Source organism: Xanthomonas sp. WHRI 10204 (assembly GCF_040202875.1).
Taxonomy (GTDB): Bacteria; Pseudomonadota; Gammaproteobacteria; order Xanthomonadales; family Xanthomonadaceae; genus Xanthomonas.
The window spans coordinates 1,435,877-1,459,241 of the sequence record NZ_JBEGDW010000001.1; the positions used below are offsets into that span (position 1 = coordinate 1,435,877).

Genomic DNA, 23,365 nt, shown 5'->3' on the forward strand with positions numbered 1-23,365 from the left:
TCAGGAGAGTCCAATGCCGGTGATGGAACGGATCCAGGCCGAAGTCGAACAACACCCGATCGTGTTGTTCATGAAAGGCACCCCGCAGTTTCCGATGTGCGGGTTTTCCAGTCGCGCAGTGCAGGCGTTGATCGCCGCTGGCGCAGACCAGGTGCGCACGGTCAACGTGCTGGAAGAACCCGAAGTGCGCGCCAATCTGCCGCGCTATTCCAACTGGCCGACCTTCCCGCAGTTGTTCATCCATGGCGAGTTGATCGGCGGGTGCGACATCACGCTGGAACTGTTTGAAGCCGGCGAGCTCAAGCGCATCGTCACCGAAGCGTACCAGCCGTGACTGCAGTGCAGGGCCAGCCTCTCTCGCCATCACTGACCGGGCGGGTCGTGCTGATCACCGGCGCGGCCGGCGGGCTGGGCACTGCTGCCGCACAGGCATGCGCATCCGCAGGGGCGACCGTGGTGCTGCTGGGCCGCAAACTGCGCCCGCTGGAGCGCGTCTACGATACCGTCGCCACGCTAGGGCCGGAGCCGTTGCTTTATCCGCTCGACCTGGCCGGGGCTACCCCGGAGGATTACGCTGCGTTGGCGCAGCGGCTGCAGTCCGAATTGGGCGGCGTCCACGGCCTGCTGCATTGCGCGGCCGAGTTCGGTGGGCTGACGCCCGCCGAACTTGCGGCACCTGCGGACTTCGCACGCAGCATCCACGTCAACCTCACCGCACGCGCCTGGCTGACCCAGGCCTGCCTGCCGCTTTTGCGGCAGCAGGACGACGCGGCCGTGGTCTTCGTCGTCGACGATGTCGTACGCGTCGGTCAGGCGTACTGGGGCGCATACGGCGCCGCCCAGCACGCACAGCTCGGCGTGATCGCCAGCCTGCATCATGAAACTGCAGCCGGTCCGGTGCGTGTCCACGGCTTGCAACCTGGCCCCATGCGTACTGCGTTGCGCGCGCGCGCCTTTACCCATCAGGAAGACAGCGAGGCGGCCGATCCTACCCGTTACGCGTCCGCCTGCGTCACCCTGTTGTCCATGGCAGGTGTCCCGTACCGCGGTGCGATCTGGAGCCCTTCCACATGACCATTCTGTCGGCGGCGTTGCTGCTGTTCCTGATTCTGGACCCGCTGGGCAACATCCCGGTCTTTCTCAGCGTGCTCAAGCCCTTGCCGCCGAAGCGTCAGCGCTTCGTGCTCGCACGCGAGCTGCTGATCGCGCTGTGTGTGCTGATGGCGTTCTTGTGGGGCGGTAAATACGCGCTGGAACTGATGCATCTACGTCAGGAATCGGTGGCGATCGCCGGCGGCATCGTGCTGTTTTTGATCGGCATCCGCATGATCTTCCCGCGCCCGGAAGGCCTGATGGGCGAGATCCCCGATGGCGAGCCCTTCATTGTGCCGTTGGCCATCCCGCTGGTGGCCGGCCCGTCCGGTATGGCCGCGGTGATGCTGATGGGCAGCAACGAACCCACGCGTCTTTGGGACTGGAGCCTGGCGCTGATGATCGCCTGGATCGGCGCTTCCACGATCCTGGCCTCGGCACCATTGCTGTACAAATTGCTCGGCCACCGTGCACTGACCGCAATCGAGCGGCTGATGGGCATGCTGCTGGTCGCGATTTCGGTGCAGATGTTCCTGGACGGGTTGGGGACGTACTTCAAGCTGCCGGTGTCCATCTAAGGCGATTGTCATATTCGGGAACGACCCGGGCCGCGCGCCGCGTCTTGCGCGCGCGGTTGCGCAGAGTGGGCGAACGGCATTCCCGCCGGCTTTCCGCGCGTAAGAAACTCCCTGTCGAGACGCACGTCTCGCTCCCGCTGCGACCTTGCGCAGTCTGGCGGTTGCGCCGTCACATGCGAAGTTCATGTTGCAGTGCGCGAACTTTGTCACGCCGCCGTCACAATCAGGCCTTAGCGTGTTAATCTGTTGTTAACCGTTGCGGCAGCAACCAGCCGCGCGGCAAGGGACCCCCAGATCATCGGCAGCCCACCCCCGGGAACGGTTGGGCTGACTGCGCCTTTTTGTCACTGCCCAACCTGTATCGAGGCTACCGAAATGACCCACCCCCGTTGTCTCCGCATGTCCAAGCTCACCCTTGGTCTCGTTGCCGCACTCGCCGCTGCGCCCGTATTTGCCCAGAGCACCTCCGCCGGCGTCGCTGGCCTGGTCACCAGCAGCGGCGGTCAGCCGGTGCCGAATGCCGAAGTCACGATCACCCACGTCGAATCGGGTACCGTCAGCCGCGCCACCACCGATGCCAGCGGACGCTACAACGCGCGCGGCCTGCGTGTGGGTGGGCCGTACACGATCACCATCACCAAGTCGGGTGAAGGCACCAAGACCGAAGAGGGCGTGTACCTCAACCTCAATCAGGTCAATAGCGTCGACGCTTCCCTGGGCGGTGACGTCACCACGCTGGGTGCTGTGCAGGCCATTGGTGGCGACTACGGCTCGGCTCTGTTCAGTGCCAACAAGATGGGCACCGGCACCAACGTGACCCGTGAGCAGATCGAATCGCTGCCGTCGATCAACCGCAACCTGCAGGACTATGTGCGTCTCGACCCGCGCGTGGCGCAGACCGATAAGGCGCGCAACGAAATCTCGGTAGGTGGCCAGAATCCGCGCTTCAATCTAATCCGCGTTGACGGTATCAGCACCAACGACGCGTTCGGTCTCGAGTCCAATGGCCTGCCGACTCCCCGCCAGCCTTTCTCGATGGATGTCATCGACGAAATCTCGGTAGACGTTGCGAACTACGACGTCACCATCACCGGCGCCACGGGCGGCGTGATCAATGCGGTCACCAAATCCGGTACCAACGAATTTCACGGTTCGGTCTACGGCACCTATCGCGAAAACGATTGGTCGGGCAAGAACCAGAACGATATCCGCCCGCAGCTGTTCGATAACGAGACCACCTACGGCCTGACCCTTGGTGGCCCGATCATCAAGGACAAGCTGTTCTTCTTCGCCAACTACGAAAAGTACAAGGGCAAGGGCGTGTTCACCGGAGCCTCTGGCTACGGTCCGACTGGCTCGGGCGAGAGCAATATCGTTCCGATCTCGCAGGCGCAGGTCGATCAGATCATCGACATCTCGCGTAATGTCTATGGTTTCGATCCGGGTACTCTCGCGCTGCCGGCGCTGGATTCGGATTCGGAAGAAAAGGGCTTCAAGCTCGACTGGAATATTTCCGACAAGCACCGTGCCTCGCTGCGTTATGGCGAAAGCGAGCAGAGCACTGCCAACCTCAATGGTTTCGGCAATCAGGCGCTATCACTGAATTCGTATCACTACGTTCGCGACTTCAGCCTTAAGACTTACACGACTCAGTTGTTCAGCGATTGGACCGATACCTTCTCGACTGAAGCCAAGGTGTCCTATCGCGATTATTCGGCCGTGCGTACAGCTGCGTCGCAGCTACCGGCCATCGCGGTGCGCCTCGGTAACAACACCGTCAACCTGGGTACCGAGCAGAGCACCCAGGCCAATGAACTGCGTACCGAAACCTGGAATGCCTTCTTCGCGGGCACGCTGTTCTTGAACGACCACACCGTCAAGTTCGGCTTCGACTATGAAGACAACGATCTTTTCAATCTGTTCGGGCAGCGCGTCTTCGGTTCTTACACGTTCAACTCCATCGCCGACTACGCGGCCAATCGTCCGTTGAACTATCGTTACTCGCGCTCCAACAGCGGCAACATCGACGACATCGCGGCCAACTGGGGCATGCGTAACGTCGGCGTGTTCCTGCAGGACACCTGGGCTGTCAACAACAACCTGACGCTGACGTTCGGTGTGCGTTATGACGAGCCGATGGTCAAGAACAGCCCTGCCTACAACGCAGCTGCGTCGACGGCGTTCGGCTTCCGTAATGATCAGACCATCGACGGTAATGGCCTGTTTGAGCCACGCTTCGGCTTCAACTACACCTTCGACAGCGATCGCCCCACTCAGCTACGTGGCGGCTTAGGCTTGTTCCAGGGCGCTGCGGCAACGGTGTGGCTGTCCAATCCATACTCCAATACCGGTCTGGCTTACACGGATTACAACTTCTCCAGCCAGGCGCTGGTGAACTCCAATGGAATCCGCTTCACGCCTGATATCAACAACCAGCCGACCGGTAATGGTTCGGTGAATGGCGCCACGCAGTCTGTCGATTTTGTCGACAGCAAGTTGGGTCAGCCATCGGTTTGGAAGGCCAACCTTGCATTCGATACCGAGCTGCCCTGGTACGGCATCGTGGCGTCTGCCGAAGCGGTGGTGACCCAGGTCAACGAAGCGATTTATTACCAACAGCTCAATTTGGGCAACACCACCCGAGTGGGACAGGATGGCCGGAATCTGTACTGGAATACACCGGGCCTGAATCCGGCTTGCTGGCTGGACGACGGCCGCAATCCCACCGGTGCGAGTGCTCCGGCCGCATGTCTGCGTGGAACCGGCTCTTCGGTCGATGCGCGCGGGTCGCGCAATACGAGATACAACGATGCAATCATCGCTCGTCCAACCGACAAGGGTGGTAGCGAGAGCTTCACCGTCGGCCTGAACAAGCCCTTCAACGGTGGTGATTGGTCGTGGGGCCTGTACTACACCTACACCGATGCCGACGAAGTCAGCGGCCTGACCAGTTCGACCTCGGGTTCGCAGCTGGGCAATAACGCGGTATTCCAGGCCAACGAAAACGTCGCTTCGACCGCCGCGTACGAAGTGAAGAACAGCATCCTCGGTACGTTGAACTGGAAGCATGCGTTCTTCGGCGATTACGAGACCAAGTTGGGCCTGATCTACCAGGGCCGCAATGGTCGCCCGTATAGCTATGCGTTCGACAACGACGCCAATGGCGATGGTCGCTTGAACGACCTGTTGTATATCCCGGCCGGCCGTGGCGACGTGCTGTTCGGTACCGCGCGAGAAGAACAGGCGTTCTGGAACTACATCGAAGGCAACGAGTATCTGGCCGCCCGTCGTGGTCAGGTCGCCGAACGTAATGGCGCACGTAACTCCTGGATCAACCAGTTCGACCTGCACATCGAGCAGGAGATTCCGGGCTTCTTCAAGGACAACAAGGCCTCCCTCTGGCTTGACGTCATGAACGTGGGCAACCTGCTCAACAAGAAGTGGGGCCGTGTCGAGGAATATGGCTTCCCGGGTATGCGTGGTGTCGTGGAATACGGCGGTATCGATGCGGCCAGCGGCAAGTACGTATATCGCTTCAATACGCCGGACCAGTCCACCGTGTACGACGACCGCGGCATCTCCCGCTGGGCACTGCAGCTGGGTTTCCGCTACCAGTTCTGATCGCGTTTAGCGTGTCATGTGTTGCGAAAACGGCCGGGTCTTCCCGGCCGTTTTCTTTTGGGCGGGTGAGTACGTTAAAGTCCTTGAGAGACGACAGGAGCAAGCTATGGAACTCAGCAGTACGGCGGCACGGGCGCTGCCGGTGGTGGATGCGCGGATCTACCCGCGTGGTGGCCTCGACGTGTTGTCCAAGGCGGAAGTGGCCCGGTTGCGCGATGCATCCAGCGGCGGCATGCACGAATTGCTGCGCCGTTGCGCGCTGGCGGTGCTGACCAGCGGCAGCGCTTCCGACGACCCGCGCGCCGCGCGCGATCTGTACCCGGATTTCGACATCCAGGTGAACCAGCAGGATCGCGGTATCCGCATCGACCTGAATAATGCGCCGGCCATGGCGTTCGTCGATGGCGAGATCATCCGTGGCGTCGCCGAGCTGCTGTTTGCCGTCGTGCGCGATCTGGCCTACATGGCCATCGAGCTGGAAGCGCAACGCGGCGATTTGGACACCAGCGAGGGCATCACCAATGCGGTGTTCGGCCAGTTGCGCAACGCGCGCATCCTGCAGCCGTCCGACCCGAATCTGGTCGTGTGCTGGGGCGGGCATTCCATCTCGCGCGACGAATATCTCTATACCAAGCAGGTGGGCTACGAGCTAGGCCTGCGCGGACTGGACATCTGCACCGGCTGCGGCCCGGGCGCAATGAAGGGCCCGATGAAGGGTGCCACCATCGCCCATGCCAAACAGCGCAAGCATCACACGCGCTACATCGGCGTAACCGAGCCCGGCATCATCGCGGCCGAATCGCCGAACCCGATCGTCAACCACCTGGTGATCATGCCGGACATCGAGAAGCGCCTCGAGGCCTTCGTCCGTATCGGTCACGGCATTCTGGTGTTTCCGGGCGGCGTCGGCACTGCCGAAGAGATCCTGTATCTGCTCGGCATTCTGCTGCGCGAAGAAAACGCGGACCTACCGTTCCCGCTGATCCTGACCGGGCCGACCATCGCCGCGCCGTATTTCGAACAGATCGACCGCTTCATCCGCCTCACCCTCGGCGACGGGGCAGCGTCACGCTACGAAATCATCGTTGGCGACCCGGTCGCCGTTGCGCGCCGCATGGCAGAAGGCATCCACGAAGTGCGCGCGCATCGCAAGGACCAGAAGGACTCGTACTACTTCAGCTGGTCGGTGCACATTCCGCTCGAGTACCAGCAGCCATTCGTCCCCAGCCACGAAGCCATGGCCGCCCTGGACCTGCACCACGGCCGCCCGGCACCCGAACTGGCCGCCGACCTGCGCCGTGCTTTCTCCGGCATCGTCGCCGGCAACGTCAAGGAAGACGGCATGCGCCGTATCGAAGAGTTCGGCCCGTTCGAGATCCACGGCGACCCGGACATCATGCAGGCCCTGGACGAACTGCTGCGCGGTTTCGTCGAGCAGCGCCGGATGAAGATCTCGGGAGACTACCGGCCTTGTTATCGGGTGGTGACTTAGATGTGCTGAGCGCCAAGCCCTGATCAGAAAAAGGCGCCCAGAATCCGCACAAGTTTCGGTCCCTGCAAGGTTCGCTGCTTACGTTGGCAACCCTAAAACGACCACTCGTCCCCCCAGCGCTTGTCACTGGGGGGCGTCCGACGCACTCTGACATGGTCACGCTGGGGAGCGTCCAATGTCTTTTCGCCGATCTGCCGGCTTCACATTTATTGAATTGATGATCGCCATTGTGGTGCTGGCGATCTTGCTCACGCTCGCGTTGCCCAGTTTCCGGGGAGTCATTCGCTCCAATCGCGTTGCAAGCAGTACCAATGAAACCCTAGGGTTGTTGTCGCTTGCTCGCAGCGAGGCAATCAGGAATCGCCGAGGAGGCGGGGTTTGTGGAAGCGCATCTGGAGCAGCCTGCGACAATAACTGGGGGGCAGGGATGCTTGCGTGGGCGGATACCGACGGTGATGGTGCCTTCAAAAGTGGTGACACGGTCTTACGTTTCGTCTCGATAGACCAGTCGCTGACAAGCTCCGGCCCCTCTGGAACTGCCATAGCTTTCGATGGGCGCGGCCGAAGGCTCTCTGCCACCAATCAGCAGATTACGTTGCAGCCGACTACGTGTGATGGGCAAGCACTACGCCGTACGCTGACGGTCAACGGTGCCGGCCAGATCACTTCTCAGAAAGGTGCCTGTCAATGATGCATCGCCGAAAGCTTGCCTTACGATCCCGCTCCCATGGCTTCAGCCTTCTTGAGGTGTTGATTGCCATCATCGTTCTTGCATTTGGTTTGCTGGGATTTGCGCTGTTGCAGACAGCCAATGTCCGGTTTGTGCAAAGCGCAAACTACCGTACCCAGGCAACCAATCTTGCTTACGATTTGCTCGACCAGATGCGCAGCAATCGTTTCCAGTCGGCTTGGTATACCGATGCAACCTTTTCCGCTAATACAGTGACCGTTTCAGGCTGCAGCCGGCCACTTGGGGCCGACCTCGCTATCACGAGTAATATCACGCGTTGGAAGTGTCAGGTTGTGCAAGCGTTAGGCGAGGGCGCTAGTGCAACCGTCCTTAATGCAAATGGCCAAGTGACTGTAGGCATCAGCTGGGGAGATCAGCGCTGGGACGCAAGTAATCCCGATGCGAAAACCACCTTCACGCTGGTATCTCAACTATGACTCGCCGTTTTCTGCCCAGGCATGCCATTGCTGGCATCAGCCTGATAGAAATGATGATTGCCTTGGTGATCGGTCTGGTGCTGATGCTGGGTGTGATCCAGGTTTTTTCGGCATCCCGTACCGCATCGATGCTCGCTGAAGGCAATGCGCGTGCGCAGGAAAATGGGCGGTTTGCCTTGGAGTTCCTGCAGCGCGACATTCGAATGGCGGGGCATTTTGGCTGTGTCAACGATCAGGCGCATTTCGTTCGCGGTGAAGGAGATCCAGTCGTTACCACCGGTGCGGCAAGCGGGTCTGGCCATCCGCTGGATTTCAGTGTCAGTGTCCAGGGATATGAGGCTCCCAATACGAAGCCACCAGGTAGCTTGACGCTTGGAGCTACCTGGGCGGCGCCTACCAACTTGCCGACAGCAATCTCCAAGCTCAATCCCCGCGGTGGAAGCGATATTCTCGTATTGCGCTATCTGGCACCGGAAAGCGTGCCCATCACGGCATTGACGTCCGGTACTAATAGCGTCGTCGGCTTTGATGCCGCTGCCGGCGCACGTTTGACCGAAGGTGGTCAGACAGCGCCAAACCTGTTCGGCATCGCGGATTGCAGCCATGCCACTGTTTTCAAGGGTGTCTATGCCAGCGGCAAAGTCACCGCCAATGGCACGAATTTGTCCAATTATTCAACCAGGCCTAGTGGTCAGGCATTGATCTATAGAGCCGAGTCGTTGGTGTACTACGTTGGAACATCTGCTACATCCGGCGAGCCTGCTCTGATGCGCGCGCGCTCAAATGGTGCAGACGATTATGCAGCGCCGGAGGAACTGGTTGAAGGTATCGAGAATATGCAGTTGCTATTTGGTCTTGACCAGACTCAAAACATGTCCACTACTGCGCCCCCGCTGGGCAACATCAATACTCAGGCAGTAGCAAGCGATGTCTCCGTCGGAAGTGATGCAGCGGCAGCCGCTCAATGGAGACGGGTCGGACAGGTCCAGGTCGGCATCCTGGCACGTAGTCCATCAACTTCCACTGCGGAAAAACCTGCAAGCGCCTTGAGTAACCCTAGTGCGCTAGGAGTGTCTTTTGCGTCGCCTACTCAAACTGATGGACGTTACAGAATGACTTACGAGTCCACGATCGCCTTGCGTAATCGACTGTTCGGAAATTAGCTCATGAATTCATTCGTTCGTTTGCGCCCGATGTCATCTCGCCCTCGTGGCGCGGTGCTCTATGTCGCCCTGATCATGTTAATCCTGTTGGCATTAATCGGCATCGCGGGGATGCAGGTGGCAGGCATGCAGGAAAAGATGGCGTCCAATTATTTGGCAACCAATATCGCTTTCCAAAATGCGGAGGGCGTCACCCGTCGAAGCGAACGCGCCATCGAGGCCATTGCCAATCGCACGGATGCGCCATCAGGCGCCCCTTTGGTCGATACCGATATCCAGCAGAACTGTGATGCCGCATTTGATCCGGTCGCATGGGGTCGCAACAAGGCGACAACCGTGAACCAGGCCGTCAATGTGCGTCGGATTGACTCCTGCATTATCGGTGGAGGATCGCTTGCGATGGGGGATCCGCTCGACCCCGTGACTCCGGTGTACCAGATCACCACATTCGCCAACGATACCGCGACGGATGCCTCGTCATCGGCATCGATCGACACTATTTTCAAGCTCTGAGGCTGCCGACATGTCCCGTCGCATTTTCCGAACCGCTATCGTTTCCGCTACCGTTCTCGCGGTCGGCGGCTACTTTGTCTACAACCTGATTGCTGCGCAAGGGCAGGGGACACTGGCGCAAGCTCCGCTCAATAATGCGAACTCAATTCCACCAGCCTTCATTATGGCGGTCGATGACTCGAATTCGATGACGTTCGAACGCATTTTCAAAGGGGGGGATGGTCGTTTACGTTGGACCGGGACTAGCTTTTTCAGCTCCGCCGGAACTTTTTTTGATGCCAGTCAGGCCTGCGCGAGTAACTCGGCAGATTGCTATCTCTACCTGTATCCGCACAGCGGCTACAATGCCGCTTATACGCCAGGTGATGCGCTTCCTCCGCTTGACATCTTCGGGTTTGCGCGATCGCCGACATATAATGCAAGCTATTATAATCCAGAAGTTCTCTACAGCCCATGGACACTTCCCCCTAAATCACAGCCTGGCCCAACCCTTTGGGATGACGCTAAATTTGGCGCCGCCCGGGTCGATCCTCGTGATCCTTCCATCTATGGCAATGAATTCTCTGCTGGTTATTTCACTATTTACGACCTCAGGTATCGTGAGGGTAATGACGAATTCTTCCAGTTCCTTACTGGTATGACGATACCGGCGGGGACTCGTTACCGGTCTTCTGCTCGATCATGCAATACGTTCAACAATCAAGGGGTTCCGAACAATAATGGTTTGCCAAGTAGTAACGGCAATTGGACGACATTGGCTTCTGCGGTAACTGTTGTGGCGAATTGTCAAGTGCAGATCGGTTATGTGCCTGCTACCTTCTATTTGCCAGAAGCGGCTCCGGCTCCGGTGGGTTATCTGACCAGTAACCTCAATCGGCCCATAATTCAAAATGCCTGTGGTCCCGGTTGCAATATGAGGCGTTATCAAATTCTTTCGCAGAATTATGGAAACATAGACTCATACAACGAAGCGAGCAAGAACTTCGCGAACTGGTTTCAGTATCATCGTAATCGTATTCTTGCTGTTGTTGGATCGGAAACGCGCGCTTTAGCGACAGTCGAAAAGATGCGCGTGGGGTACTTTACGATTAATAATCGCGTCAATGTCACCATGTATGACGTAGATGTCGAGTCCGAAATTTTTTCGCTGTATGATAGAGTGTATAAATTGAGGCCCTTGGGTGGGACGCCGAATCGCACGGCTGTGGACTACCTTGGGAAACAGTTTTTGCGCGTTGGGGCTGGTGCTCCGGTATTGCGAGCATGTCAGAAGAACGGCGGTATGCTGTTTACTGATGGTTATACAAATAGCACGGACGCGGTTACTGGTTACGCTAATGCAGATTCAGTTGGCACTGTAGATTTTCCTGCCGTGCCTTTTGCCGATGATTACTCAAACACCATAGCCGACATTGCCGCGTCCTACTATTCGGGGACATCGACGCCATTAGTGTCCGGGCAGGGATTTCAAGCAGGTCTGGTGCCTGTAGACGACAAGTGTGCAACGCTCTCAAAGACATCGCCAGACTGGAAACGGCTGGACTGTCAGAAAAATTTGCATATGAACTTTTATGCTATTACGCTTGGTGCGCAAGGGAATATCTACGAAGTTAATCAGTCTGCTACGACCGACCCGTATACTAATGCGCCCAACTGGAACGCAAATGGCGATCCAAATGATGGTGATGACGGCCGTGTGATCGATGAACTTTGGCATGCAACCGTAAATGGACGGGGTCAATTTATCAATGCAAAAAGTCCGGCAGAGGTAACTGCCGCAATGCAGCGTGTCCTTTCTGCGGCCAGTGCGCCAAGTTCGCCTTCGGGGACATTGGCGCTGACCGGTGCACGAATCGGCGCAGGTTCGTTGTCTGTCGCGCCTGAGTATCAGATAAAAAACAACGGGACCGATTGGTCAAGCAAGTTGAAAGCGAGCCAGGCCTCGGTGGATCCGGATACGCGAGAAGCTCGTTTCACTCAGCTGTGGGAGGCTTCCGAGCGGATTCCTGCGCCTAGTGCTCGCAATGTGTTCTTTGATGATGGCGCTGGTGTACGTAAGTTTGATGGGACGACCATCAGTTTGAGTGGGCTTTGTGGTTTGTCCAGGACATTGTATCCGGCGCGAACACTTTGTTTGGAAAAAGACCTGGCGGATCTTGGGGCCACAGCAGCTACTGCCGCCAGCTATCTATTGGGCGATCAGAGTGGCGAGATTAAACAGCAGGGCAAGTTTCGAGACAGAACCACTGTATTAGGCGATATCGTCAATTCCGCACCTTTGATCAGCGCGCCTGTCGATGACTATGGATACAGGTCTCTTGGTGGAACGTTGGGAACGACATATACAAGCTATCTGAACAGCAAGCGTGCCAGTCAGGGATACATGGTGTATGCAGGTGCAAATGACGGAATGTTGCATGCTTTCGATGGTGGAATTAATAGCAGTGGTACGGTGACCGGTACTGGCGGCCGCGAACGCTTTGCTTATATTCCCGCAACATCTTATGGACATATGGGTAATCTGTTGTTGCCTTATCAAGCCACGAAGGGAACCACCCCATCGTTTGATCATCGTTATTTCGTCGATGGGCCGCTCGCGGTGGGAGATACTTACTACAGCAATAGTTGGAAAACGACTTTGGTTGGTACCACCGGCGCTGGCGGTCGCGGGGTATTTGCTCTGGATGTGACCAATCCAGGTACGTTCGGTAGCGCAAGTCGCCTTTGGGAAATCAACGATCTCAGTGGTGATGCCACAGTGCGCTCGAACATTGGGCATGTGCTCGGCAAGCCAGTAATCGTTCCTGTGCGTGCCTCTAACGGAGCGGTCAGCTGGAAAGCCATCTTTGGTAACGGGTATGACAGCGCCAGCGGCAAAGCAGTACTGTTCGTAGTCGACATCGGAGCGGGCGCGACTCCAGTCGTCCGTATGATCGAGGCCACTGAGCCGGGTAACGCGATAAGTGGCCGGAATGGACTTGGAAATATTATTGTTCTGGACAGGGTGGACAACCTGACGGTCGATCCATCAGGTAAACCCGCTCGTACCCGGGACGGTTATGCCGATACGGTCTATGCTGCCGATCTTCGCGGAGCCATCTGGAAGTTCGATCTCACCTCTACAGCAACGACGGTGACTGTGCCCACGTTTACTACAGGGACTTATGTGGAGGGCGGTCTCACGTACCGGCAGCCCATTACTGGAGGGCTGCAGGCCGCATCTGGTGAAAATGGCGGTGTTCTTGTGTTATTCGGTACCGGTAGCTTCTCATTCGAAAGTGACACTCTTGCAAGTGCCGCGCAGCATACGCAAAGTCTTTATGGTTTTACGGATATTACAGATGGCGTGATTAGTGCTGCAGTGACAAGGGCCAGCCTGACGTCTTATTCGGTTACGACCGCAGCTGGCGGTGGGGTGCGCACCCTGCAGTTAGGCGCTTCCCCTACGGTATCCCTCGGGTGGTATGTGGATTTGCCTGCCGGAGAGCGGTTTGTCGGTTACCCAGAGCTTGTTTCAGGAATTTTGTTCATGCCCACGTACGCACCACTTGCTGCAAGTAGCGGATGCAGTACCGATGGCGTGAACTGGCTGTTTGGTCTGAACCCGCGTACCGGCGTTGGTGCTTTGTCTGGTGTTCGAATGGCGAGCGTCAGTGGTTCTACGCTTGCCACTGGCTCTGCCGGTATTTCTCTCAACACCGGCGGAAATGCACCGGTCAAGGATGTCGGTGTTTCGGTCGTGCCCCGGCTTGAGCCAAAGGCCAATCCAAAGGACGGCTCGGCAGCACCAGCCGTGCCGGCAGGTTCTGGCTGCTGGATGGTCGTCAACGTGGCGGGTGCTGCCCCCATGTATGTTCCTTATCCTTGTGGCCGCCAATCCTGGCGCCAGATTCAGTGACGGAGATTTTCAATGTCGCCACACATGTCCCGTTCGCTTCTTCACCGTCTGTCTCGGCGTGCCGATGGAAATGGATTTACTTTGATTGAATTGATGGTGGTCGTTGCCATCGTGGGGATTTTGGCTGCGGTCGCGTACCCCTCTTACGCGGAACATATTCGCAAATCGCGCCGCGCGCAGGCCAAGGCAGATCTGGTCGAGTACGCACAATTGGCCGAGCGCTCGCACACCACGAACAACACATATGCGAACTTTCGCTTTGGTAGTGGTACGACCACAACGCAGTCACCGCGCGAGGGGGGGGCTGCTCAATACACAGTCACGGTCGTTGGCAATCAGTCCACCTTTACGTTGACTGCGACGCCGCAGGGCAATCAGACTAAGGACACGTGTGGCACGTTGACGCTGAACCAGGCCGGGGTGAAGACGCCCAGTCCCAGCCTCAGTCAAGGTTGCTGGTAGCCGCTGCTGGGTGTTGCACTATCGAAAGCTTGCGTCTAGAATACGCCTCCCCGCCCGAATAGCTCAGCCGGTTAGAGCACTTGACTGTTAATCAGGGGGTCGTTGGTTCGAGTCCAACTTCGGGCGCCAAAAACATCAAGGGTTTGCGATAAATTCGCAAGCCCTTTTTTGTTGTGCCGGGAAAATTACCGGGAAAATTCGCAGCCCTCACGACTCTGAGGGCTTGAACAGATCAACGAACGCCAACGTCTCATCAGTAGGCAACGTTGGCGGCGCAATCACCTGCAACTCGTGATCGTAACGATGTGTCATCTGCGGCGTGACGTGGCCTGCAGCATCTTGCTTGTGCGCTCGCGTACCGCGTGTGTCAGTGATGCCGCGATGCTTGAGGCCATGGAGCGTAAAGCGCGACTCTTCCGCGATCACGCTGGCCTCGATCGCTGCCGTGATCAAGCGCTGCCAGGCCGTCTTCAATGTTGATCGCGCCAAGCGCGTGCCGGTCTGGGTCACCAACAGGCCGCGCTGTTCCGGGCGCAGCGGAACCGGTCGTTTGTGTGCCTTGACCCGCTGAGCACGATAGTCCCGCAGCCAGATCCATGCCCATCGCAGATCGTCGTTCCAGGCGGTGATGTTGTCGCGAGAGCCTTTGCGGCGCGTGCAGCGCACTCCCTGCTGTAGCGCGTCCGCGTCTGTCAGGTCGGTCACCTCAACACCGCGCAGACGTGCGTTGTAGGCCAGTACCATCACCGCCGGCATGTATGGCGGGACCGATCCCTTCGCGTGCAGCGGTAACGCGGCGCGTGACTTGGCGAACTCAAGCACCGCCATGAACGATTGCGGATCCGGCATCTTTGCATCCGCGCGCTCTTTCGCACCACGCACGCCGCTGGCCGGGTTGGTCTTGCAATGGCCGATGCGTATGCCCCAGGCAAACAGGCGATGCAGATACCGCAGCGTGTGATTGGCGGTGGACGGACGGGCAAGCAGCGCCGGCTGGACGGCGCTTGCTTCCCGCCCCTTGGCGAGCGCTTCGACCAGGCGCTGCACCAGGGGAACGGACAGACGGTCCACCAGCAGGCTACCGAATAGGCTGCCGTCTTTCAGCACGTAGCCGCAAGCCACCTCGGCGTGGCGGTCGTAGTCATCGCGGGTGCTGCGAGATAGGTCGCAGTACTCGGTGGATAGCTTGAACGCATTCGCCAGGTACTGCAGGGAGCCCACCTGGCCGGCGCCACGGGATGCTTCCCTGGCCGCGTGGAGGTCGGAAAGCCGCGCGTCAGCATAAGCAATGGTGCGCTTCCTCGTGGGGCCACCCTCGGGGTGCGGTTCGATGATGTACCAGCGCCCATCCGCCCAGTAGACGCCCTTTGGGAGGGCGTCTTGATCGATGTGCCTGGGGATATCCGGGTTGAACTTGCGCTTCCTGCCGCGTCCCATCAGATCAGCTCCTTGTTGTGTAGCTCAGCGGCGTTCTGGGAAAGCCCCAACGCGGCGTTGAGCGCGTCCAGGGTTGTCCAGATTCCGCCCCTTCCGTCGTACCTATAGAGAATTCCCTGCTCGCGCGCCCACCGCACTACCGTCGATGCACGGGGAGCAGGACCGACCGGCGCGTACAGGCGACGCAGATCCTCGAACGTAATCACCGGACTGCTCACGCGACTTGCCCCCCGATCCACTCCCGCCGGCGTCGCCATTGCTCGCGCATTTCCTCCACGAGCAAGTCCGCAGCGGCATAGCCGCGCTGAGTGGCTATGCGGAGCCGTAGCTCTCGCACCTTGGCTGCATCCGTGTAGCCCTGCCGTAGCCAGTGACGCGCCTCGCAAACCCTGCGAAACCCCTCCATATTTGCGCCATCGATCATCGCTGGCGCGTACCGATGAAGCGCAGGCCGAGCTGCACGACGTTCTGGGCGCAGGGCCGTGGCTGACGAGGTGTGCGGATGCGATGAGCACGCCGCCATTCCATCATGGCCAACTCGAAGCTGGGGTGCTTCTGAGTGCGCCCACACACGCACTCGATGAAGTGCCCGCCTCCCGCCTCGGGGCGGCGGGCATCGAGCATGTGGCGAGCCACGTGGCCGTTCGTGCAGGGCGGCAGAGGGGTGTCGTGGTCGACCTGACGCTGCGTCACGGTACCTCCATGCGCAGCACGCGTTCGGCATCCCGCAGGTGCTGCACGGTGTCGGAGTCGATCCGGTCCAGTGCCTCGGCGATGGTGTAGTCCATCTCGGCCAGCCAATCGGCACGATTCAGCACCAGAGCGGCGGTCAGCGCCTCCCCGGTAGACAACGGGCCAGGCGCTCCCATCCGCGCGGCGGCGCGAGCAACCTCGATCGTGCGCTGCAGGTTCATGGCTGCGTCCTCCATGCGGCGCCGCGCTGGGCGCGTGCTTCCTCTACACGGATGACGCGCAGTCCCCAGCGAACCGACCAGGTCCGCGCCTGCTGTTCGTCGCAGGTCAGGATCAGCTGCCCGACAGGCTCCAGGCGATCAGCGCGGGAAGTGAACAAGAGATCCTCAAGCTCGATGACCTCCTGCAGCCCGAGCTCCTGACATAGAGCCTTCGCGTTGAGAGATTTACCGCTGCCCTGCGGGCCGAGAAGGATGGCGGACTTAGCCATGAGCAGCCTCCCGCCGCACAGCCATGCGAGTGCGACGACGCAGGCGCTGCGGCACCTGACCAACGGCTAGGCCGGTCTGGGTGAGGCGCGGGCGGCGCGAGATCCACAGCTTATAGATCAGCGCGCCGCCGACCGCCGGCGCCAGGATCATTGCCAACGCGAGCAATTCAACCATGTGCCACCTCCCTTGCGGCCTGCGCCACGGCAGCCGCAGCAGCTGCAGTCGGCCTGCGCGGCAGCATGTTGGCGAGGTCGAACGGGAAGTCCAGGCCGTCCATGAACTCGGCCAACTCCGTGCTGATGCGGTCCTCCGCCGTGGTCCACAGGCGGGGGCCGTCGATGAGTTTCCAGCCGGTGCCGGTGCCGCGACGCCGCTCCCAGGACTGACGCATCTGGCGAAGCGGTCCCATGTGCAGGGTCGCAGTGACCACGACCGCACCATGCGTGACGTGCATGGTGATCGTCGCTGAGCAGTCGCCCATCCCGCGATCGTAGGCGACGACGGGCGGCGTGCTAGCCTCCGCGTTAGGTCCGGTGCCCAAAGCCAGCGAACGTGCTGCCGTGGCTGGACGTGTTCCAGTTTGCTGTTGCATATCGACTCTCCAAAGTTGCGTTGGTGGAGGGCCTTGGGGCGGTGTTACAGCACCGCCCGCCGGCCCGCTGAAACGGGGTTAGATCAGGTCGGCGCCAGAGGGCGGATTGCTGGGATCAGGCTCGCGCAGGCGCTGCGCGCCACTGAGGACATCCAGCAGTTCATGGCGGATGTACTCGGCAACGGCTGCCGGCCCGTCGTGGTTGATGCCTGCTTCGATCGCGACATCATTCGTCAACGCGGCAAGCAATGTGGTCGCGTGGTAGGCGAGCCAAAGGCGGGACTGATCTTCTTCGCTGATCGAGAAATCAGCATCCTCTGGCAGCTGTGTGTTCGGGTGGGCGGCGTCCATCAAGCCACCTCCAATGCAGGCATGCGCTCGATCACCCATTCCTGCAGGGCGGCGGCCTCGGCTTGCGGCATCACTACATGCAGCGAGCCAATGACCAGGCCGGTGCCGTCGTCGACGAGGAAGAGTTGGGCCGGATCTTCAATCGCGCTGCAGGCAAACATCACCGGTGGACGATCATGCAGGCCATCTGCGTACAGTTCGGCCAGCACGTCGGTCGCCCGGATCTGCAGGAGCAGGTAGACGCCTGGAGCTACGCGCAGCGCCTTGTGCAGATCGCGGCGGCTCACTGGCGCACCTCGGCCAGGTCGGCATTGATGCTGGAAAGAGCGGCCTCGACATCGGCCAGCGTCAGCGCCTCGGGCGCTTTGCCCATGGCCTGCAGCTTCGCCTGCAGGGCGAGCCAGGCGGTGTGATTCCAGTCGAGGGTGTCGGCGATCAGGCCGAAGAAATGGGCGATCTGACGCGCGGCATTAGCCGGCGCTTCTTGGGCGTCGTATGTCATGGTGCAAGCTCCGTTGAAATTGGAGTCCGCCACGACGCTGTCAAACGAGGTGGCGGACGGTGCGCGGTTGACAGACCGGTCAACGGAACCGGCAGGCCCGAAGGCCTCCGCACACCGCCCGCCATAGAACTGGCTGGCAAACGCCCGCGACTGCACAGCGAGCGAAAAAAAAGCGCCGTGCATCGATCGATGGGCGCTGGTGCGCCGTTGATTCAGGCTGTCAAACCCGGTCGCCGATTGTGCGGCGACGGAGCAATGGTTGCTCCGCTGCTGGGTAGAAGTCAACGAAAATTTCCCAAAGTTTCCAACACGAGAAAGCGCGCTCATTTCTGGAACACCCAGCACTTCACGGTGGTGCCGACGCCGGTCAGATCGTCCTTGAGGACGGCGCTGTTGACGGCCACGTTGGCGCCGATGAACTTGTGCCGGCGCGAGTCACTGAGCAGTGCACGTAGCACCTTGAGATCGGGCACGGCCTGGCTGAACTGCGCAGCACGTGCAGCGAAGTGATTGAGGTTGATCGCAATCCGCTGCGCGTCGCGGCTGTGGTTGACCACAGCTTTGCCGTGGCCGGTAGCCTCGAGGTATTCGTAGACCTCCCAAAATTCGTTGACCATCGCGTGGTCGGCGCTGATCGCCTTTTGCCGTTCCAAGGCCATGTCCAGCAACGCGAGCCGCGTCTGCTCGACCATGTCGTCGGGAATGGTGAGGACCAGGCGCAGACAGTCGAACAGCGCCAGCATCTGCGCGTGGTTCTTGATGACGCGTTCCAGGCGCAGATCCTGCTGCGCGCGCAGCTTGGCCTCGAACACCTTTACCCGTTCGGCGAACAGGTCGAGGATGGCGCGTTCCTGGCGAATGGCGCGCACAAGGAAGTGGCTGACTTCTTCGACCTGCAGCGCATTGAGATTGTCGGCCGCGATGCGGCTTTCGGTCGTAACCTGCGGGCGTTTGAAATGCAGCTTCACGATGCGCGTGAGGATCGCCTCGCTGGCGTCCACCGCCGCGTTCTGGGTGATGACGATCGTGCCGCGAAATGGCGGCTCGTACGTCTCGTTGCCGCCATTGCGTACGCCGCGTGTTGCCAGCGTGCCGCCACCGAAAAAGTCCTTCAGCTCATCCCACTCGAACGTCTTTGAGTCCGCCTTGTCTGGCTCGCTGCGATCGGCCTCCAGCAGGACGACGGGCATGCCAGACACCTGGCCCATAGCGCGTGCACGGCCGGCCTTAGAGGACTTAGCCGGGTCAAAGCCCTCATAGTCCGAGCGGCCCAGTAGCTTCCATAGGAACGTCAGCAGCGTGGTCTTGCCGGCGCCGGCCTCACCGGTGGCTTCAAGAAACGGGAAGCTCTTGTGCCCGGCGCGGATCTGCTCGGCGAACAGAGAGCCAAACCAGAACGTCATGGCGACCATGCCGTGCGTACCGAAGCACTGCCACAGCCACGGCAGCCAATCCACACGGAACGCCTCAGCGTCGCGTTGGATCTCGAGGCGGATGGATTTTTGCGTGGTCTTCAAGCGCAGCTTGTCGAACTCGAAGTAGTCCTCTTCGTTCGCTGTCACCAGCTCGCCATCACGCACGGCCATATCGCCGAGCAGGTAGGCGCGGTGCTCTTTGCTGTAGCCGACGAAGTCGATGGCATCCACCGTCTTGATCGCCTCGGTCTGTTCCTCGATCAGGCGGTCCAGCTGGTGACCGGTGCCAGTGAACATGGCGCCGGCTGCCAGGGAGATCAGGCGCTTTTTGAACTCGGACGCGCTGGCGACATGGCCGCCGGTAAAGGTGCCCTTTACGCTGGGGCCGTCGTGTGGGAAGTCGACGCGGAAGTAGTACCAGCTTTCGTCGGTGACCTCCTGGCGCTGGAAATACAGCGCCTCGGGGTAGCAGTTGGCGATTTTCTGGACGGAGCACGCAGCACGTTTGATCTTCCTCAGATCCTCGGCCGCAACCTCGTCGCCGTCGTCGGTATCGAGGTCGCCCAGCTTCTCCTTGCGCAGCTTGTCGAAGCGCTGGGTGTCGAAGTCAAACCAGTACAGGCGCGAGCGGTACTCCAGCCAGAAGTCGTTACGGCCGTCGTGCTCGAACATCAGCAGGCCCTTGTCCACCGCCGAACGGGCCACAAGCAGGTCGCCCTGGTAGCGGGCCTCCTTGACGTCGTTGTCCCACTGCTTGGAATCATCCGACGCGATCGCACGCAGATGCAGGTCGTTCCAGTCTGTCTTTCTGCTGTCGCGCTGGACGATCTGGGCGGCCCGCGAGTCGAAGCCTAGCGCCGCTGCGCGCTTGATGTGCTTGTGGGTATACGCGCGGGCGCCCGGCTCGTTGTCCAGTGCCCAGACGAGCGTCGGAAGATCGGCCATGCGGGCCTTGGCAAGCTCGCGCAGCGATTCTTCCGGGAATGCGTTGGAGGACATGGCCGACACCGCGCACATGCCGTGCTGCAGGAGCGCGATCGCATCGAAGATGCCCTCGACGATCCACACTTCGCGCGCCGTCTGCATGGCGGTCAGCGCTGCGGGTGCTGCCCACCACACGCCCGCATAGCTCTGGCCTGGCGCAAAGCGCGCCTTCTGCTTGCCGAAGCGGTGCGGACGATCAATCAGGCGTTCCCACCAACCACCTTTGACCAACGGAAACCGCACAGTCGCAGTGCCGGCGCTGATCTTGCGATCGTAGTGGCTGTCCTGGGTGTAGAGACCTTTCAGCGGCGCCAGGTCGAAACCACGCGAGAACTGCAGGTATGCATCGGCCGCAGCATTGGGGGCCGCAGGCGTTGGCTGGAAGCGCTTGGACCAGTCATCAAACAGGTCGTCGTACAGATCCTTGACGTGCAGTTCGCGCCCACACTTGGATTGCCGACCGCACTTCACCACCCATGGCTTGAGATGGTGGGTATAGAGCTCTTTCTTGCTGCATGACGGGCACTTGCCGCCGCGCATGTACTCGGTACCGCTACGGTGCTTGAGTCCGTAATCCCGCTCCAGACGGGATAGCACCTGTTGTCGCAGATCCTCTTGCATCGAACTTCCTTAGACGCCGAGCGGGCGCGCAGACGCGGGCACAGAGGTGGCGTTGTCGATCACGACATAAGCGCCGCCTGCACGACGGTGTGCGTCAATGGCAGCAGCGAGCAGGCGTGCTTCTTCGTGCTTGGCGTGCGGCGCGACGCGCTGCGGGACATTGCTTGCCGCATCCACGAAGCGCGGCTCTTGTGCGGTGAACCAGCTGTGGGCGTGTATCACGCGCCGACCTCCCTGTTTGCGTGTTGGAGAGGGGGCAGCGCGGTGGCGGATTCGGTCAGCACAACAAGGCGCTTATCCACGCTGTCAGACGTTGCGAGGCCCTCGCGCATGAGGGTGGACACAGCGAGCGCACCAAAGCGTTGCGCCGTCTCCGGCGCGGCAGTGCGGCCGATGTAGCCGTGTTCGGTCTTCACCAGTCCGCCATGGATGAGGGCAACTTCCAGGCAAAGCTTCGCCGTGGGCGGCAATGCCGCCCAATCAAGGGTCTTTCGCATTAGGGGTGGCTCAGATGTGAGGGAAGAACGACTCGCCGCCGACTGGAATCAGATCCAGCTGGCGGTCGCCTAGCGACTCGCGGTAGGCCTGCAGCGCCTGGGCGCGCTCATACGCAGGGGTCGGTGGAAGCTCGCTGTGCGAGGTGGGCACGCCGCTTGGGCTGGCAATGCCGGTCAACTCCGAATGACCGGTGTACGTCGCACCACACATCGGGTTCTCGCAGACATAGGAGTCATGTCGAAGGAACTTATGCGCGAGGAAGCTGGTGCGTTTGATGAGTCTTGCGCTGCAAGCCTCGCAGCGAAAAACGATTTTTTTCCGACCGAACATGCTCACCCCCTTGAGCTCTTGGCGGTTGGGATTTGTGTGGCACTATTGGGTGGTGCCTTGAGACCCAATGCGATTGCCGCTTTATGCGACTCGCCGTATTTGCCCTGAGAGCGGCCACGGAGCAGGTCATGCACGACCGACCGATCCACGCCGTTCTGCCGCGCGAATGCCGAGACCGTGATGCCATTTGCTTCAAGCCACTGTCGCGCCTGTTCTGGGCTGCGGGGCGTGAACTGCTGCAGGTGACTCTTACGGGGCATGTGGCGGTTCCGTCTACTTTTGGGAATTTTGTGGACTTAACTCAACATTGTCAAGTAAGGAAATACCTGTATGACCGTAGGGAAACGCCTGAAGGATGAGCGCAAGCGATTCGGCCTGACGCAGGACGAGATGGCTACCCAACTGGGCGTCTCGCGCTATGCGCAACTGAACTTTGAGAAAGACATCAACCTGCCCGGCGGAGCGTATCTACTTGCCGCCCTCGATCGTGGCGTTGATGTCATGTACGTGCTGTCTGGACATCGGGCGCAGTTGGATCCTGCCGACTTGCGTTTGCTGTCGGCATTCAATAAAGCGTCGCCAGTTGCGCGCAGCACGGCGCTTGCGGCGCTGGGCTTGCTGGCAGATGCATCGCCTTCCACAGCGAGTGCCGCCCCAGCATTGTCGTTCAGCGGCAACGAAATCGGCTCTGTGATTTCTACCACTGCGCCGATCGATCAGAGCAACATGCAAATTGTTGTTGGTGGGCGCAAAAAAAAGAGCAAGTGATCAGTATCGGGATTGGACAGCTGCTCATGGGAAATTGGCCGTTATCGGCTATACCAGCGTGAACTGTAGGACCCGCAGGTCACAGGCAACAAAAAAGCCGCCGGTCTATCACCGGCGGCTTTCGTTGAGGTGTCGGTGCCTCACTCCATGTGATCGACCCGTCGCCGTCCTGGCAACGCGAGATGACCTGACATCCTTAGATCGGAACGCTACAACGAATAAACAGCATCATCTGTCAGATAAACCCTACACGCGGCGTAGGGCTTGCACTTGATTTGCATCAAGCGTGCGATCGGTCCTGTTTGAGATAATGGTCCCGGCCAGTAGCTTGAGCGCCACGTTGCTCAAGCGGTCCAACTTGATGAAAGTCCTTCGGAGATGCACATGGATGATGCAATGGTTCGCCTGTCCGGCGACTACGTTTTAACCGCACACGTTGTCTGGCTCAGGGACGAATGCTGCGCGGAGATTCTTGTCTCTAAAAGTGGTGGTATCACCTTACGGCAGCACAGATTGCCGCTGACAGGATTCACTTCATACGCAGAGGCGACTTCATACGCGCAGAACCAAATGCGCCAGTGCAGAGTAGCGGGCGACGGCACGCTGTTGATGCCAGTCGTCGCCGAAACGCAGTTGTTGCAGAAGCGAAAATGAGGTTCACGACGCGCTTTTCAGTTCAAGCGATGTGGCGAAGCCG

At 59.7% G+C, this 23,365-nt stretch carries 29 protein-coding genes and 1 tRNA gene; 14 read left to right on the forward strand and 16 right to left on the reverse strand.

Annotation, left to right across the window (positions count from 1 at the left end; all coding sequences use genetic code 11):
* The first annotated feature begins 13 nt into the window (after window positions 1–13).
* The 12 genes from grxD (at window position 14) to ABQZ00_RS06310 (ending at window position 14,115) form a co-directional block, all read left to right on the forward strand.
* Entirely contained in the window at window positions 14–334 is a 321-nt protein-coding gene (gene grxD, locus ABQZ00_RS06255; RefSeq protein ID WP_055850119.1) for a Grx4 family monothiol glutaredoxin, read from the forward strand.
* Window positions 331–1,074 (forward strand): SDR family NAD(P)-dependent oxidoreductase, encoded by a 744-nt coding sequence (locus ABQZ00_RS06260; protein ID WP_323537329.1) that lies wholly within the window; start codon window positions 331–333, stop codon window positions 1,072–1,074. The genes grxD and ABQZ00_RS06260 overlap by 4 nt, the downstream gene beginning before the upstream one ends.
* Window positions 1,071–1,670, forward strand: a complete 600-nt coding sequence (locus ABQZ00_RS06265) for a YhgN family NAAT transporter (RefSeq protein ID WP_005996031.1) — start codon at window positions 1,071–1,073, stop codon at window positions 1,668–1,670. The genes ABQZ00_RS06260 and ABQZ00_RS06265 overlap by 4 nt, the downstream gene beginning before the upstream one ends.
* Before the next feature lie 375 nt (window positions 1,671–2,045).
* Window positions 2,046–5,291, forward strand: a complete 3,246-nt coding sequence (locus ABQZ00_RS06270; RefSeq protein ID WP_323537328.1) for a TonB-dependent receptor — start codon at window positions 2,046–2,048, stop codon at window positions 5,289–5,291.
* A gap of 106 nt (window positions 5,292–5,397) precedes the next feature.
* Complete coding sequence (gene ppnN, locus ABQZ00_RS06275) at window positions 5,398–6,783, forward strand: nucleotide 5'-monophosphate nucleosidase PpnN (RefSeq protein ID WP_323537327.1); 1,386 nt, start codon at window positions 5,398–5,400, stop codon at window positions 6,781–6,783.
* A 175-nt stretch (window positions 6,784–6,958) separates the two neighbouring features.
* Window positions 6,959–7,474, forward strand: coding sequence for a GspH/FimT family pseudopilin (locus tag ABQZ00_RS06280; protein WP_115513318.1), 516 nt, complete (start codon window positions 6,959–6,961; stop codon window positions 7,472–7,474).
* On the forward strand, window positions 7,474–7,950 hold the full coding sequence (pilV, locus tag ABQZ00_RS06285) for a type IV pilus modification protein PilV (RefSeq protein WP_115514560.1): 477 nt from the start codon (window positions 7,474–7,476) through the stop codon (window positions 7,948–7,950). The genes ABQZ00_RS06280 and pilV overlap by 1 nt, the downstream gene beginning before the upstream one ends.
* Window positions 7,947–9,113, forward strand: a complete 1,167-nt coding sequence (locus ABQZ00_RS06290) for a PilW family protein (protein WP_115513317.1) — start codon at window positions 7,947–7,949, stop codon at window positions 9,111–9,113. The genes pilV and ABQZ00_RS06290 overlap by 4 nt, the downstream gene beginning before the upstream one ends.
* 3 nt (window positions 9,114–9,116) lie before the next feature.
* On the forward strand, window positions 9,117–9,626 hold the full coding sequence (locus ABQZ00_RS06295; protein ID WP_115513316.1) for a pilus assembly PilX family protein: 510 nt from the start codon (window positions 9,117–9,119) through the stop codon (window positions 9,624–9,626).
* Window positions 9,627–9,636: 10 nt separating this feature from the next.
* Window positions 9,637–13,524 carry a pilus assembly protein gene (locus ABQZ00_RS06300; RefSeq protein WP_115559038.1) on the forward strand — a complete coding sequence of 1,296 codons (3,888 nt, stop codon included), beginning with the start codon at window positions 9,637–9,639 and terminating at the stop codon, window positions 13,522–13,524.
* 24 nt (window positions 13,525–13,548) lie between these two features.
* A complete protein-coding gene (locus tag ABQZ00_RS06305) occupies window positions 13,549–13,986 on the forward strand; it encodes a type IV pilin protein (protein WP_193552457.1) in 438 nt (145 codons plus the stop codon).
* 52 nt (window positions 13,987–14,038) lie between these two features.
* A tRNA-Asn gene (locus tag ABQZ00_RS06310) sits at window positions 14,039–14,115 on the forward strand.
* Window positions 14,116–14,193: 78 nt separating this feature from the next.
* On the opposite strand, the gene ABQZ00_RS06315 is transcribed toward ABQZ00_RS06310, so the two are convergent.
* The 16 genes from ABQZ00_RS06315 to ABQZ00_RS06390 form a co-directional block, all read right to left on the reverse strand.
* The gene (locus ABQZ00_RS06315; RefSeq protein ID WP_323537326.1) at window positions 14,194–15,423 is read right to left on the reverse strand and encodes a site-specific integrase; all 1,230 of its coding nucleotides are present in this window, start codon (window positions 15,421–15,423) and stop codon (window positions 14,194–14,196) included.
* The gene (locus tag ABQZ00_RS06320; protein WP_323537325.1) at window positions 15,423–15,641 is read right to left on the reverse strand and encodes a hypothetical protein; all 219 of its coding nucleotides are present in this window, start codon (window positions 15,639–15,641) and stop codon (window positions 15,423–15,425) included. Before ABQZ00_RS06320 ends, ABQZ00_RS06315 begins: the two co-directional genes overlap by 1 nt.
* On the reverse strand, window positions 15,638–15,847 hold the full coding sequence (locus ABQZ00_RS06325) for a DUF7696 family protein (RefSeq protein ID WP_323537324.1): 210 nt from the start codon (window positions 15,845–15,847) through the stop codon (window positions 15,638–15,640). The genes ABQZ00_RS06320 and ABQZ00_RS06325 overlap by 4 nt, the downstream gene beginning before the upstream one ends.
* Window positions 15,844–16,116, reverse strand: coding sequence for a hypothetical protein (locus tag ABQZ00_RS06330; RefSeq protein ID WP_323537323.1), 273 nt, complete (start codon window positions 16,114–16,116; stop codon window positions 15,844–15,846). Before ABQZ00_RS06330 ends, ABQZ00_RS06325 begins: the two co-directional genes overlap by 4 nt.
* A complete protein-coding gene (locus tag ABQZ00_RS06335) occupies window positions 16,113–16,337 on the reverse strand; it encodes a hypothetical protein (RefSeq protein ID WP_115528378.1) in 225 nt (74 codons plus the stop codon). The genes ABQZ00_RS06330 and ABQZ00_RS06335 overlap by 4 nt, the downstream gene beginning before the upstream one ends.
* A complete protein-coding gene (locus ABQZ00_RS06340; protein WP_323537322.1) occupies window positions 16,334–16,606 on the reverse strand; it encodes an AAA family ATPase in 273 nt (90 codons plus the stop codon). Before ABQZ00_RS06340 ends, ABQZ00_RS06335 begins: the two co-directional genes overlap by 4 nt.
* Window positions 16,599–16,781, reverse strand: a complete 183-nt coding sequence (locus ABQZ00_RS06345) for a hypothetical protein (protein WP_323537321.1) — start codon at window positions 16,779–16,781, stop codon at window positions 16,599–16,601. Before ABQZ00_RS06345 ends, ABQZ00_RS06340 begins: the two co-directional genes overlap by 8 nt.
* Window positions 16,774–17,199 (reverse strand): hypothetical protein, encoded by a 426-nt coding sequence (locus ABQZ00_RS06350; protein WP_323537320.1) that lies wholly within the window; start codon window positions 17,197–17,199, stop codon window positions 16,774–16,776. Before ABQZ00_RS06350 ends, ABQZ00_RS06345 begins: the two co-directional genes overlap by 8 nt.
* A gap of 78 nt (window positions 17,200–17,277) precedes the next feature.
* Entirely contained in the window at window positions 17,278–17,550 is a 273-nt protein-coding gene (locus ABQZ00_RS06355) for a hypothetical protein (protein WP_323537319.1), read from the reverse strand.
* On the reverse strand, window positions 17,550–17,837 hold the full coding sequence (locus ABQZ00_RS06360; protein ID WP_323537318.1) for a hypothetical protein: 288 nt from the start codon (window positions 17,835–17,837) through the stop codon (window positions 17,550–17,552). The genes ABQZ00_RS06355 and ABQZ00_RS06360 overlap by 1 nt, the downstream gene beginning before the upstream one ends.
* On the reverse strand, window positions 17,834–18,052 hold the full coding sequence (locus tag ABQZ00_RS06365; RefSeq protein ID WP_323537444.1) for a hypothetical protein: 219 nt from the start codon (window positions 18,050–18,052) through the stop codon (window positions 17,834–17,836). The genes ABQZ00_RS06360 and ABQZ00_RS06365 overlap by 4 nt, the downstream gene beginning before the upstream one ends.
* Before the next feature lie 323 nt (window positions 18,053–18,375).
* The gene (locus tag ABQZ00_RS06370) at window positions 18,376–21,072 is read right to left on the reverse strand and encodes a toprim domain-containing protein (protein WP_323537317.1); all 2,697 of its coding nucleotides are present in this window, start codon (window positions 21,070–21,072) and stop codon (window positions 18,376–18,378) included.
* Between the two features lie 9 nt (window positions 21,073–21,081).
* Window positions 21,082–21,294 carry a hypothetical protein gene (locus tag ABQZ00_RS06375; RefSeq protein WP_323537316.1) on the reverse strand — a complete coding sequence of 71 codons (213 nt, stop codon included), beginning with the start codon at window positions 21,292–21,294 and terminating at the stop codon, window positions 21,082–21,084.
* On the reverse strand, window positions 21,291–21,569 hold the full coding sequence (locus tag ABQZ00_RS06380) for a hypothetical protein (RefSeq protein ID WP_115554098.1): 279 nt from the start codon (window positions 21,567–21,569) through the stop codon (window positions 21,291–21,293). The genes ABQZ00_RS06375 and ABQZ00_RS06380 overlap by 4 nt, the downstream gene beginning before the upstream one ends.
* 10 nt (window positions 21,570–21,579) lie before the next feature.
* Window positions 21,580–21,900, reverse strand: coding sequence for an ogr/Delta-like zinc finger family protein (locus ABQZ00_RS06385; protein WP_104616865.1), 321 nt, complete (start codon window positions 21,898–21,900; stop codon window positions 21,580–21,582).
* A 2-nt stretch (window positions 21,901–21,902) separates the two neighbouring features.
* Window positions 21,903–22,160 carry a DNA-binding protein gene (locus ABQZ00_RS06390; protein ID WP_115554097.1) on the reverse strand — a complete coding sequence of 86 codons (258 nt, stop codon included), beginning with the start codon at window positions 22,158–22,160 and terminating at the stop codon, window positions 21,903–21,905.
* A gap of 70 nt (window positions 22,161–22,230) precedes the next feature.
* Here ABQZ00_RS06390 and ABQZ00_RS06395 point away from each other — a divergent pair, with 70 nt between their 5' ends.
* Complete coding sequence (locus ABQZ00_RS06395; RefSeq protein WP_115554096.1) at window positions 22,231–22,668, forward strand: helix-turn-helix domain-containing protein; 438 nt, start codon at window positions 22,231–22,233, stop codon at window positions 22,666–22,668.
* Between the two features lie 384 nt (window positions 22,669–23,052).
* Entirely contained in the window at window positions 23,053–23,322 is a 270-nt protein-coding gene (locus tag ABQZ00_RS06400; RefSeq protein ID WP_323537315.1) for a hypothetical protein, read from the forward strand.
* Window positions 23,323–23,365 lie beyond the last annotated feature (43 nt).